Annotated in this window: 12 protein-coding genes, 2 tRNA genes and 1 pseudogene; 8 read left to right on the plus strand and 7 right to left on the minus strand. The window is 30.9% G+C overall.

Annotated features, from left to right (window positions below; translation table 11 throughout):
- Positions 1-48 precede the first annotated feature (48 nt).
- From AC3WQX_RS01980 to AC3WQX_RS01995, 4 genes are all read left to right on the plus strand, one after another.
- Entirely contained in the window at positions 49-849 is an 801-nt protein-coding gene (locus AC3WQX_RS01980) for a TerC family protein (RefSeq protein ID WP_002432975.1), read from the plus strand.
- A gap of 215 nt (positions 850-1,064) precedes the next feature.
- Positions 1,065-2,999, plus strand: a complete 1,935-nt coding sequence (locus AC3WQX_RS01985; RefSeq protein ID WP_023350572.1) for a trypsin-like peptidase domain-containing protein — start codon at positions 1,065-1,067, stop codon at positions 2,997-2,999.
- A gap of 17 nt (positions 3,000-3,016) precedes the next feature.
- A complete protein-coding gene (locus AC3WQX_RS01990) occupies positions 3,017-4,375 on the plus strand; it encodes a TrkH family potassium uptake protein (protein WP_002469916.1) in 1,359 nt (452 codons plus the stop codon).
- 178 nt (positions 4,376-4,553) lie between these two features.
- Entirely contained in the window at positions 4,554-6,062 is a 1,509-nt protein-coding gene (locus AC3WQX_RS01995) for a bifunctional metallophosphatase/5'-nucleotidase (protein ID WP_023350571.1), read from the plus strand.
- Between the two features lie 96 nt (positions 6,063-6,158).
- On the opposite strand, the gene AC3WQX_RS02000 is transcribed toward AC3WQX_RS01995, so the two are convergent.
- Both AC3WQX_RS02000 and AC3WQX_RS02005 read right to left on the minus strand, forming a co-directional pair.
- A complete protein-coding gene (locus AC3WQX_RS02000; RefSeq protein ID WP_002433304.1) occupies positions 6,159-6,761 on the minus strand; it encodes a CPBP family glutamic-type intramembrane protease in 603 nt (200 codons plus the stop codon).
- A gap of 5 nt (positions 6,762-6,766) precedes the next feature.
- Positions 6,767-6,952 carry a YkvS family protein gene (locus tag AC3WQX_RS02005; RefSeq protein WP_002433441.1) on the minus strand — a complete coding sequence of 62 codons (186 nt, stop codon included), beginning with the start codon at positions 6,950-6,952 and terminating at the stop codon, positions 6,767-6,769.
- 204 nt (positions 6,953-7,156) lie between these two features.
- On the opposite strand from AC3WQX_RS02005, the gene lplA reads away from it, so the two are divergent.
- Positions 7,157-8,143 (plus strand): lipoate--protein ligase, encoded by a 987-nt coding sequence (gene lplA / locus AC3WQX_RS02010; protein ID WP_023350570.1) that lies wholly within the window; start codon positions 7,157-7,159, stop codon positions 8,141-8,143.
- Positions 8,144-8,223: 80 nt separating this feature from the next.
- Here the strand turns inward: lplA and AC3WQX_RS02015 are convergent, their stop codons facing one another.
- Entirely contained in the window at positions 8,224-8,442 is a 219-nt protein-coding gene (locus tag AC3WQX_RS02015) for an IDEAL domain-containing protein (protein WP_023350569.1), read from the minus strand.
- A 219-nt stretch (positions 8,443-8,661) separates the two neighbouring features.
- Here AC3WQX_RS02015 and AC3WQX_RS02020 point away from each other — a divergent pair, with 219 nt between their 5' ends.
- From AC3WQX_RS02020 to AC3WQX_RS02030, 3 genes are all read left to right on the plus strand, one after another.
- On the plus strand, positions 8,662-9,237 hold the full coding sequence (locus AC3WQX_RS02020) for a competence protein ComK (protein WP_023350568.1): 576 nt from the start codon (positions 8,662-8,664) through the stop codon (positions 9,235-9,237).
- A gap of 184 nt (positions 9,238-9,421) precedes the next feature.
- Positions 9,422-9,496 (plus strand) — tRNA-Asn (locus AC3WQX_RS02025).
- A gap of 3 nt (positions 9,497-9,499) precedes the next feature.
- Positions 9,500-9,588: transfer RNA gene (locus AC3WQX_RS02030), tRNA-Ser, on the plus strand.
- Between the two features lie 160 nt (positions 9,589-9,748).
- Here AC3WQX_RS02030 and AC3WQX_RS02035 read toward each other — a convergent pair.
- From AC3WQX_RS02035 to AC3WQX_RS02050, 4 genes and pseudogenes are all read right to left on the minus strand, one after another.
- Positions 9,749-10,306, minus strand: a complete 558-nt coding sequence (locus tag AC3WQX_RS02035) for a site-specific integrase (RefSeq protein WP_413492055.1) — start codon at positions 10,304-10,306, stop codon at positions 9,749-9,751.
- A gap of 57 nt (positions 10,307-10,363) precedes the next feature.
- A pseudogene (locus AC3WQX_RS02040) lies at positions 10,364-10,810 on the minus strand (phage integrase SAM-like domain-containing protein); the annotation flags it as partial.
- A 59-nt stretch (positions 10,811-10,869) separates the two neighbouring features.
- Positions 10,870-11,517, minus strand: coding sequence for a hypothetical protein (locus AC3WQX_RS02045; RefSeq protein ID WP_023350566.1), 648 nt, complete (start codon positions 11,515-11,517; stop codon positions 10,870-10,872).
- A gap of 14 nt (positions 11,518-11,531) precedes the next feature.
- Entirely contained in the window at positions 11,532-12,056 is a 525-nt protein-coding gene (locus AC3WQX_RS02050; protein WP_023350565.1) for an Ltp family lipoprotein, read from the minus strand.
- Positions 12,057-12,064: the final 8 nt, after the last annotated feature.

A 12,064-nucleotide genomic window follows, 5' to 3' on the forward strand; every position in this document is an offset into this window, starting at 1 on the left:
TAGCATAGGTCTCTTTATTTGTATTTTTTAATAAAGGAGTTGTCCACTATGGATCCAAGTTTGATTTTACCTTATTTATGGGTACTCTTAGTGCTTGTGTTCTTAGAAGGTTTATTAGCAGCTGATAACGCAATAGTTATGGCTGTAATGGTAAAACACTTACCACCAGAACAACGTAAGAAGGCATTGTTTTATGGTTTATTAGGAGCATTTATATTTAGATTTATAGCCTTATTCTTAATTAGTATTATTGCGAACTTCTGGTGGATTCAAGCTGCAGGTGCAATCTATTTAATCTATATGTCTATCAAGAATTTGTGGGATTTCTTCCATAAATCAGAAGAAGAGCATCATAAAGACTCAGGTGATGATCATCACTATGATGATTCAGGAAATGAAAAGAAAGTTGGGCCTAAAGCATTTTGGGGCACAGTTTTCAAAGTAGAATTTGCAGATATTGCCTTTGCTATTGATTCAATGTTAGCTGCTTTAGCTATAGCAGTGACATTACCTAAGATGGGGATTCACTTCGGTGGAATGGACTTAGGTCAATTTATAGTAATGTTCTTAGGTGGCATGATTGGTGTCATTCTTATGAGATTTGCTGCAAATTGGTTCGTTGAATTATTAAATAAATATCCAGGTTTAGAGGGAGCAGCCTTTGCCATCGTTGGTTGGGTTGGTATTAAATTAGTTGTAATGGTTCTTGCGCATCCAGATATTGGCGTTTTACCAGAAGAATTCCCTCATGGTGCTTTATGGCAATCCATTTTCTGGGCAGTGCTTATTTTACTAGTGATTATAGGATGGTTTACTTCCGTCATTAAAAACAAAAAGAAGAATAAATAGTTTATTATTTAAACATTGCTCCACTCATCTAACCTTTTGAGTGGAGTTTATTTTTAACTTTATTGTATTGAACATTGCAGTTTTATAGTTAAAATATTAAAATTTAAACTATAATCAAACTCGATAATACTGTATTGAAAACCTTAGAAATAACTAAAATTTAATAATTTTTACATATTTAACTAATATAAGTGAATATAGGAGTGGGTCATCAATTGGATAATGATAAAAAACAAGTCATACCCCGTAGTCAGTATCGTCGAAAGCGACGTGAATATTTTCATAATGAAGAAAGAGAAGAACGTATTAAACGTGAACGAGAAGCTCTAAAACAGCAAGTTGCTAAAGAAAAACAACAATCCAAGGTTAACGAAGAACGCGTTAAAGATAATTTACGTAAAGCAAGAATTGAGAAATTAACTCAAGAAGAAATTCAACAACAACACGAAATAGCAAATCAAAGGCAAAAAAATAAACATGAAGAGACCAATCAAACAGATGCATTAAAACCTTCTTCAATGAGCAAAAAATCTTCTAATTCTAAAGAATTAGGTGATCACACTCAAACACATTTAACTTCAGAGGATAGACCACGAAGTGAAGTTGAAGATGAACAAGTAAATCATAATCATAAAGAAACAAGAGTGCCATATTCAATCACTAACCAACCGAAGGACATAGAGGGTGAAGACAAAACCGTTAAAACCGCTAAAGAAAATGATGACAACGTTCAACAAGAACAGTCTAATATAAATGAAACAACAGATAAAAAAGAGGTTAGCACTAAAGATAGTGATTATGAGAACAATAATCAGATAGAAACTTCTAATAATATAACAGATAAGAGAAAAAATAATGATAAGCGTCATTTAGATTCTGAACAAAACAAAGAAAAGCCATATTCATCTATAAATCATCATTCAGATGATAAGGAAAATGATGATGACAAAGGTAATGATAAATATTCAAAGAAAGATTCTCTAAAAACGAGTAATAAAAATGATAATTTTGAATACATCAAGAACGCAATAATTGCTTTCTTTAAAGAACACTGGCCAAAACTTTTAATTATCATAGGTATTATCTTATTATTACTTATATTAAATGCTATATTTACAACAGTTAATAAAAATGATCATACTAATGATAGTGCTTTTAATGGAAATGACAAGAATTATACAACTACAATGAAAAACGCTAATAACTCTGTCAAATCAGTAGTAACTGTTCAAAACAATGTATCTAATAATACTACTATTCCTAAAAGTAAATCAGGTTCAGATAATGAAATTGGTTCGGGTGTCGTCTACAAAAAAGTAGGCGACTCTATTTATATTTTAACGAATGCTCACGTAGTCGGAGATAAAGATAAACAGAAAGTTACATACAATAATAATAAGTCTGTTGAAGGAAAAGTGGTTGGCAAAGACAAATGGTCTGATATTGCTGTTGTAAAAGCTAAGTTATCAGATGAAAGTATGAAACCAATAACTTTAGGTGATTCAAATAACTTAGTATTGGGACAATCAATATTAGTTGTTGGTAATCCTTTAGGAGTAGATTTCAAAGGTAGTGTTTCTAAAGGGATTATTTCAGGTTTAGATCGTCATGTACCTGTAGATATAGATAAAGACAATAGTTATGATGTGTTGATGAAAGCATTTCAAGTTGATGCCCCAGTTAATCCAGGTAACTCTGGAGGAGCTGTAGTTGATAAAGATGGTAGACTTATAGGTATTATTTCGTTGAAGATAGATATGGAAAATGTAGAGGGTATGGCCTTTGCAATTCCGATTAATGATGTACGTAAAATAGCACAACAATTAGAAGACAATGGAAAAGTGCAATACCCTAACACTGGTATAAAAATAAAAAATGTAGCAGATATTTCAAGTGAAGAACGAGAGGAAGCCAACCTTCCATCAAGTGTTAACAATGGTGTGCTTGTTAATGATATTAAAGAAAATAGCTTAGGTGAAAAATCAGGGTTGAAAAAAGATGATGTAATAGTAGAATTAGATGGTAAAACCGTTGAAGATAATTTACGCTATAGACAAATTATTTTTAGCCATAGAGATGATTTAAAAACTTTAACAGCTAAAATCTATAGAAATGGTACAGAAAAAACTATTCAAATTAAACTGAAATAAACGTTGAGGTGAAATTTATGTCTATATTAAGTCAATTACTTAAGAAATCAAGTCCTCAACAAGGGATTGTTCTTTATTACCTCTTTGCCATTGTGGTTGCATTTTTATTATTAAATTTACCTTTTGTACATAAACATGGAGTTGATGTTAATCCTATAGATACATTGTTTGTTGCGGTTTCTGGAATTAGTGTGACAGGATTAACACCAGTAAATATAGTTGATACTTATTCTACCTTTGGACAAATAATCATTTTGATTATTTTAAATATCGGTGGAATAGGTGTCATGGCTATCGGTACATTACTCTGGGTAGTGTTGGGTAAGCATATTGGTATAAGAGAACGACAACTTATCATGTTAGATAATAATAAAGACACGATGAGTGGTACTGTAAAATTGATTTTAGAGATTGTAAGAACAATATTTGTAATTGAACTTGTAGGCGCATTATTATTAGCATTTTACTTTTATCGAGATAATCCTGATTTAAAACACGCTTTTATGCAAGGTGTGTTTGTATCGGTTTCTGCTACAACAAATGGTGGTTTAGATATAACGGGAGAATCTCTTGTGCCATATGCAAAAGATTATTTTGTTCAAACAATAGTTATGTTTCTAATTGTTTTAGGTTCGATTGGATTTCCTGTTCTTCTCGAACTTAAAGCATACATAAAAAATAGAGTAACTAATTTTAGATTCTCATTATTCACTAAAATAACAACGTCTACATATCTATTTTTATTTGTATTCGGTGTACTATCTATATTGTTATTAGAACATAACCATGCCTTCAAGGGATTGAGTTGGCATCAGGCTCTATTTGATTCATTATTTCAGTCTGCGACTACACGTAGTGCTGGCTTACAAACAATTGATGTGTCACATTTCAGTGATGCCACAAATATTATAATGAGCATATTAATGTTTATTGGGTCCTCTCCAAGTTCGGTTGGTGGAGGTATCCGTACAACTACTTTTGCTATTCTTATTCTTTTTATTATTAATTTTAATAATACTGCTGATAAAACAGGTATCAAAGCCTTTAATAGAGAAATTCATATTATGGATATTCAACGTTCCTTTGCGGTATTTACAATGGCATCAATTCTAACTTTTGTAAGTATGATTATTATTGCTGCTACTGAACAAGGTAAATTGACATTTATACAAATCTTTTTTGAGGTAATGTCAGCATTCGGTACGTGTGGCTTAAGTTTAGGTGCAACTGATAATATTAGTAATTTAACTAAAATTGTACTAATGATTTTGATGTTTATCGGACGAGTCGGCTTGATATCATTTATTATTATTTTAGCTGGACGTAAAGAACCTGATAAATTTAGCTATCCTAAAGAACGAATTCAAATAGGATAATTTTTATAAAATACTTCTGGTAAATGAATACTATTTATCAGAAGTGTTTTTATGTTTAGATAAGTTTTTATTAATTATTGTGTTTTGTTTTCCAAAGGCATGATTTGAATTACTTTTATATTAATTACACTACAAGATATTTACATGTTAAACTTACTTTAATGAGAGGAGTGGCTAGATGGAAAAAAATGAAAATATTACTGTAGATGTGATTGCAACCTCAGATATGCATAGTCACTTCTTAAACGGGGACTATGGATCAAATATCTACAGAGCAGGCACATATGTCAAAGATGCTCGTAAACAAAATAAGCATGTTATTTTACTTGATAGTGGAGGTAGCTTAGCAGGTTCGTTAGCAGCATTTTATTATGCGGTAGTAGCTCCTTATAAGCGTCACCCTATGATTAAATTAATGAATGCTATGCAATACGATGCCAGTGGGATAAGCCCTAATGAATTTAAATTTGGTTTGTCATTCTTAACGCGTTCAGTTGCGTTAGCCCGTTTTCCTTGGTTATCAGCAAATATAGAGTACACAGTGACGCGTGAGCCATATTTTTCAACACCATATACAATTAAAAACTATGATGATTTAAAGATAGCTATTGTCGGATTAACAGCTGATGGTTTAATGAAAAATGAATATGCTGAAATGGAAAATGATGTCAGTATTGAAAAGACGCTTCTCTCAGCTAAGCGTTGGATTAGATATATTCATGAAGTTGAGGAGCCAGATTTTCTTATAGTTATTTATCATGGTGGTCTTAATAAAATTAGTAATAAGAGTAAACGAAACGAAAGAAATGCGAACGAAGCTGAAAAAATTATGGAAGAATTAGGTGTCATCGACTTAATTATTACAGCTCATCAACATCAAACTATTGTTGGTAAAGATCATGAAACAGTTTATGTACAAGCAGGTCAAAATGCTGAAGAGTTAGTACATTTATCAATTCATTTTAAAAAGCGTACGAGTTCATATGAAATAGAAAATATCGAATCAAAAGTGATAGATTTAAATGACTATAATGAAGATCAAGATTTACTAAATGAGACGCATTATGATCGTAAAGCTGTCGAGTACTGGGCAGATGAAATTATATCTAATAACAAATTTAATCTAATTATTGATAGTATTGAAGACATTATTTGTCAGCCACATCCATTTGCTCAATTACTTCATGATGGTATCAAAGCTGCGTATGATTATAAAATCTCATGTGTGCACCTACCTATAAACGGAGAGGAAGGACTAGGTGGAGTTATTCGCAATAGGGATTTATATGAGGCATATCCACATCCAGACAAACCTGTTGATCTAACGGTAAGAGGGAAAAACATAAAAGATATTCTAGAGTATAGCTATTCCCATATAGAATTCGAACAAGGAAAATTAAGTTTAACAATTATTGATGAAACGTTGTTTACATTCTGGCAAGGTATTAATTATACAGTCGATATGAAACAACAGCCATACCACAGAGTTAAAATAGATAATATAGATGAGAATCAAATGTATAGAATCACCATGACAGATTATTGTTATAGAAATTACAAAGATTACTTGAAAGATGCGATTGTTCATGAAACTCACGATGAAACAATGGGGGGACTGATTAGAAATAATCTGAAAAATGCAGATTACAATGTTAAAGTAATGAATAATTTTAAAGTTAATCTCTAATTTGTCTCTCAATATATAACAACGTTATGATTAATAAAATTACTTCAACAAAAAAAGCATTTCTTAACCCGCAAGAGAAGGGTTAAGAAATGCTTTTTATCCATGAAATATTAATAACAATATTATAGCAACAATTTGTGCTATTGAAGTAGTTGCTATTCGTCTAGTATATTCATAACTTAATGATAAAATGATTTGAGTTACAAAGATAAAGAATACAATCCACCAATTATCAAGGTAGATAAATAATGAACTTGAACAGATTGCAACTATTAATATGCTTACCCATTTAGGTAAGTTGAAACGAATTAATTCTTTTTGTAAAACAGTTCTCATATATAACTCATGACACGGAATTACGAATATTAACGTAATGAGCATTTGCCATTTGAAATAAACGCCTGTTCTTGATAATTCTTTGATTAATGATGCGTACGATAATTCTGATGAAATAAGTGAAAAAATGAGTTGTACGATTATAAGTACAATACTTGTGATTATACCAATTCCAATTGAAGTTAATAATCGTTTAGATGCAATGTCTCTTTGATAAAAAACATAACTTATTCCTGCTATTAGCATAATGCCAGTGTATAAGTACCAGTACTCTTGGTGTTCACCCCACATCACAAATAAAATTGCGTGAAAGACGATGAAGCTTATAATAAACCAAATTAAAGCTTTAGAAACATTTTTCATTATAATTAACCTTCTTGTTCAACGATTTTATATCGCTTATGATTAATGACAGTTTTCTCAGGTAAATCTAATTCATTAAAGTTTTCCATAATTGTTAAGTCTACAATAACAGAATTGTCATTAATTTTCTCTACACGGCCTCTTAAACCGTCATAAAATTCTACAATATTACCTACTTCTGCAACAGTCATAATGACTCCTCCCTTAAATCATAGCTAGATAATATTGTACTAAAATTTACATAACAAATAAACTAATATCCTTAAAAAACTAAGATTGTTATATATAAATATGAAAAGTAAGACATAAATGAGTAAATAATTGGAATTTTTAATATAAATCATTCATAACTAGGGTAAGGGCATATAGAAAGATACTTTAAGGAGAGGAATGTTATGAAGTTTATTAGTAATAATAATATTACTGATCCCACGCTCAATCTAGCAATGGAGGAGTACGTTCTTAAAAATCTTCCAGCTGAAGAAAGTTACTTTTTATTTTATATTAACAGACCTTCAATCATTGTAGGCAAGAATCAAAATACAATTGAGGAAGTTAATAAAGAATATATTGATAAGAACAGCATTGATGTTGTGCGTCGTATATCTGGAGGTGGTGCGGTATATCACGATACAGGTAATTTAAACTTTAGCTTTATTACTGATGATGATGGCAATAGTTTTCACAACTTTAAAAAGTTTACATTGCCGATTGTGCAAGCTTTACAATCTTTAGGAGTTAATGCTGAAATGACGGGCCGTAATGATATCCAAGTTGGTGAAGCTAAAATTTCAGGGAATGCAATGGTAAAGGTTAAAAATAGAATGTTTAGTCACGGCACTCTGATGTTAAATTGTGAACTTGATGAAGTTCAAAATGCGTTAAAAGTTAATCCTGCTAAAATTAAATCTAAAGGCGTTAAATCTGTAAGAAAACGTGTGGCTAACATTGATGAATTTTTAGAAGAACCACTAAATATTAATGAATTTAAGCAAATTATTCTAAAGACTATTTTTGGGGAAAATGAAGTAGAAGAATATGTATTAACTGATGACGATTGGACTAAAATCAAACAGTTAAGCAACGAAAAATACCGTACTTGGGAATGGAATTATGGTAAAAATCCTAAATATAATTTTGAGCGTGAAGAAAAATTTGAAAAGGGATTTATACAAATTAAATTTGATGTTAAAAAAGGACGTATTGAACATGCGAAAATATTTGGAGACTTCTTTGGAGAAGGCGATGTAACCGAACTTGAATATGCACTTGAAGGTTGTTTACATGACTTCGAGCATATTGAGGAAGCATTATCCAATTATAATCTATACCATTATTTTGGTGATATTGATAAATATGAAATTATAAGATTAATGTCTTAAATAAAATAAAAAAGGTCTATTCTCTAAACTTAAATTAAAGTAGGGAATAGACCTTTTATAATGAGTGACTCGAATCTAATTTATTCACTGAGAAAAGCCTCCAATTTTTTATATTCATCTATGTACTGTTTGAAATCTTTCTCATTCTTATTAACAAGTGCTTCGTCGATAAGAGTCTCAAGTTTTTTCTTCCTAGCTTCTCTTAATGCTTCATCAATTACAAGTTCTACACCTAAATCATTAACTGTTGTTACAAAGTCTTCAAGTGTAGTGTATTTTACATTTGTATTATGATTCATGAAAATCACTACCTTTCCTATTTATTGATATATGAGTATTATACAGTTTTTAATTTTTGAAATCAATGAATATTCTGACATTTTAAAAGAAATATGTGTAAAAAGAAAATAAAAGTAGAACTTGACTTAATTTAAGGCTCGTATAAAATAAAATTAAGTTATTATTATTAAAAGAAAATAGTAACAATAATTTATTTTTTTGTGAAGTGAGGTAATCGAATGACTAATTTTAGTGAATCAATCTATGTTATTAGAAAAGGTGACATGTTAATTCGACCAAGGTATGATGAATATCAGCAAACTTCAGGTGCAGAAATTATAAGATTTGATAAATCACGAAAGGAAAGTCCATTTAAAGTTCAAAGAATTATCGAGAGGTCCTGCAAATTCTATGGTAATAGCTACCTAAGCAAAAAATCTGAAACTAATAGAATTACAGGTATCTCTAGTAAACCACCTATTTTACTTACCCCTTTATTTCCAACTTATTTTTTCCCAACACATTCTGATCGACAAGACGAAAACATCTGGATAAACATGCATTATATCGACAACATCAAAGAACTTAAAAATCGTAAAAGTAAAGTGATATTTGCTAATGGTGAATCATTTATATTAAACGTTTCATATCATAGCTTATGGCATCAATATACAAATGCGATTATTTATTATTATATGGTAGATAAACATGCACGTATGAAATCAAATAATCCAGAACAACCCATTGATTATAATCAATCATCGTTAAATATATTTGAAGCTCTCTCAAGGTATTCTCTTTTAGATGATAAGTAGACACCATTTTAATATTTTTATCTACACAAATTAAGATTAAAATTGTTTGTTTAATTTTAAAATATGCGGGGCGTTAATATTAAATTAGTGTAAATGTTCCGTATATTTTTTTAAGATTTCTCTTGAAAAACTGAACAGGATTGATATAATAATATTTGTGCTTGATAGAGATAAATTAAATTAATCCGCAGTAGCTCAGTGGTAGAGCTATCGGCTGTTAACCGATCGGTCGTAGGTTCGAATCCTACCTGCGGAGCCATATGGAAACGTACTCAAGTTGGCTGAAGAGGCGCCCCTGCTAAGGGTGTAGGTCGCGAGAGCGGCGCGAGGGTTCGAATCCCTCCGTTTCCGTTATTTGCTTATACCTCGTTAAATCTCGTAAAACAAAACGTTGATTTGACGGGGTTTTGTTATATCTTGTTAATTTTCGTTGAACCTCGTAATTCAACCTGAACGTCCCCGAAACGTCCCCGAGATTTCATAAAATATCTATTTACGTCCCCGAAATTCATCAAAACGTCCCCGTCATATTTTCTAAAAGTTTTACAGCTTTAATTTTTTCTTTTTGTTCAATTTCATCTAATAAGTGCGAATATACATCCATTGTTGTTTTGATATTCTTATGACCCAATCTTTTTGAAATATAATAAATAGATATGTCATTGTGTAATAGATAAGAACAATGAGTGTGTCTAATACTGTGCAGCGTATATTTACCGATTTTATTTTCTAAACAGAATTTCTGTAAAACTTTAGATACTGCGTTATGTGTGATTAAAGATACTCCTGTATTAAATAGTCGTGTGGATAGATTTACTGGCATTTGAGCTAGTGTTTTTTGCAATATTTTCATATCAGTATGTGGAACATCTACGGTTCTATCTGATGTCTCTGTTTTAGTACCCGGAAGATGTATTGTGCATTCTCTATAATTTAAATCAGTTGTACATAGTCGCTGAACCTCCCCGAATCTTCCACCAGTAATAATTAAAATGTAGATAAATACATATGATTGAATAGGTGTGTTAGATACATATTGTTTTAGTTTAATAAAATTATCAATGCTCATAAATTTTTCTTCTTCACGTTGGGGTGGTATAGTTCCTTTAGTAACAACTTTATATGTAGGATCTTTGTGGATTAACCCTTCTTGTATAGCGTCATCTATCGACTGTTTTAAGCAGTTATGAATTTTTCTTACCGTCTCTGTTGAATGATTAGCACCATACCATTTAATAAATTTCCGATAAATAGTCATGTTTAGATCAGACATTAAAATATCTTTGAGATTTTCTTTTTCTAAAAACTTTTTGAATTGGTTAATTGCATTTTTGAATGTGGCATATGATTTTTCAGTAACAACATCTTCTTTATTAACAACGATCCAATCATTGTAATAATCTATAAAAGAAGTTTTATTATTGATTATGAAGCCTTTCATTAATTTGTTACGAGCTATAGATTCAGCCTCCGTAGCTTCACGTTTAGTCTTAAAACCTTTCTTTTTATATCTTTTGCCTTCATATCCAAAGTCGTAATACCATTTACCATTCGGTTGTTTTCTTACTGACATTTCATTTCCCCCTCAAAAAAAGTAAAAAAATAATAAGGGTAGGCGGGCTACCCATATAATTATTCAGCTACTGAGTTTTGGACTTCTTGTTGTCTTTTTGCCCAACTCTCATATCCTTCGTTTTTGCCAACCCAACGCGGACCACCTACGTGTGCGTTAGGATTGTTCCAAACCTTTTGGCTTTCCTTAAGTGCTTGTTCATAGTCTTCGCGACCATAACCCATTTGTGACTCGTCGTGTGTAGTAGGTTTATTTTTATTCCATTCATTTATTTGTTCTTGCGTCATATAACCATTGTTATTTTGAGATTGTTGATTACTATTTTGTTGTTGATTATTGTTAGATTGTTGTTGTTGATTATTGTTAGATTGTTGTTGGTGGTTTTGTTGCGTTGGTTGAACTGTCTTACCCTGTGGACGTTCATTATTACTGTTAGCACTTTGAGTTTTCTTATTATCGTTTTTAGATGCGCTTTCAGATTCATTGTTAGCAGTATTATTATTACTATCATCTGAACTAGCTTCTTGTTTATCATCATTAGTGTTTTTGTTTGATTTATCCTTGTTTTCTAATTTTTTATCTTTCTTTGGATCATTAGATTTTTTGTGTTCAGATGTTTTGTTATCTTCTTTCTTCTCACTATCGTTGTAACCACATGCTCCTAATACTAATAAACTTGCGAAAATTAAAAATAAAACCTTTTTCATTCTACATTTCTCCTTTATTTATCTAAATGGTCAACAGCATATTGTGCTTCTTCTTCAGTGAATTTCTCTCCAGCATCAGAAATCAATTGATTATAAACTGCGTCTTTTGACATATTTTGTTGTTCAACATAGTCATTAGCTTTTTTCTTAGCGTTTTCTTTATAGTTAGCTTTCAAATGTTTGATCGCATAATTAGCGTCTTTTTCTTTGAATTTTTCGCCTGCATCAGATGTTAATTGATTATATATACCTTGTTTTGACATGTGCATAGTATCTGAATATATTTTCGCTTTGTTAAGTGCTGCTCTTTCTTGTGATGTTGCATTACTATCATTAGTAGAAGAATTATTTGCTATGTTGCCACCCATGCTAGCAGTACAAGCAGACATACCGATTATTATTAATATAAACAAAACTAGACAACCGCCACAACCCCATAGCCAACCTTTCTTTTTCTTAAGTTTACTTTGTTGCTGTTGGTATTTTTGGAATTCTTCCCATTGTTTTCGTTTTTGCTCTTGATTATAATTTTCTTCCATTCTACAAA

Source organism: Staphylococcus sp. FW104-15G4D (assembly GCF_058790135.1).

Excerpts from the sequence above, each read along its gene's own strand:
- AC3WQX_RS01980 (WP_002432975.1), top strand. The coding sequence starts at position 49 with ATGGATCCAAGTTTGATTTTACCTTATTTATGGGTACTCTTAGTGCTT.
- AC3WQX_RS01990 (WP_002469916.1), top strand. The coding sequence starts at position 3,017 with ATGTCTATATTAAGTCAATTACTTAAGAAATCAAGTCCTCAACAAGGG.
- AC3WQX_RS01995 (WP_023350571.1), top strand. The coding sequence starts at position 4,554 with ATGGAAAAAAATGAAAATATTACTGTAGATGTGATTGCAACCTCAGAT.
- AC3WQX_RS02000 (WP_002433304.1), bottom strand. The coding sequence starts at position 6,761 with ATGAAAAATGTTTCTAAAGCTTTAATTTGGTTTATTATAAGCTTCATC.
- AC3WQX_RS02005 (WP_002433441.1), bottom strand. The coding sequence starts at position 6,952 with ATGACTGTTGCAGAAGTAGGTAATATTGTAGAATTTTATGACGGTTTA.
- lplA (WP_023350570.1), top strand. The coding sequence starts at position 7,157 with ATGAAGTTTATTAGTAATAATAATATTACTGATCCCACGCTCAATCTA.
- AC3WQX_RS02015 (WP_023350569.1), bottom strand. The coding sequence starts at position 8,442 with ATGAATCATAATACAAATGTAAAATACACTACACTTGAAGACTTTGTA.
- AC3WQX_RS02020 (WP_023350568.1), top strand. The coding sequence starts at position 8,662 with ATGACTAATTTTAGTGAATCAATCTATGTTATTAGAAAAGGTGACATG.
- AC3WQX_RS02035 (WP_413492055.1), bottom strand. The coding sequence starts at position 10,306 with ATGAGCATTGATAATTTTATTAAACTAAAACAATATGTATCTAACACA.
- AC3WQX_RS02045 (WP_023350566.1), bottom strand. The coding sequence starts at position 11,517 with ATGAAAAAGGTTTTATTTTTAATTTTCGCAAGTTTATTAGTATTAGGA.
- AC3WQX_RS02050 (WP_023350565.1), bottom strand. The coding sequence starts at position 12,056 with ATGGAAGAAAATTATAATCAAGAGCAAAAACGAAAACAATGGGAAGAA.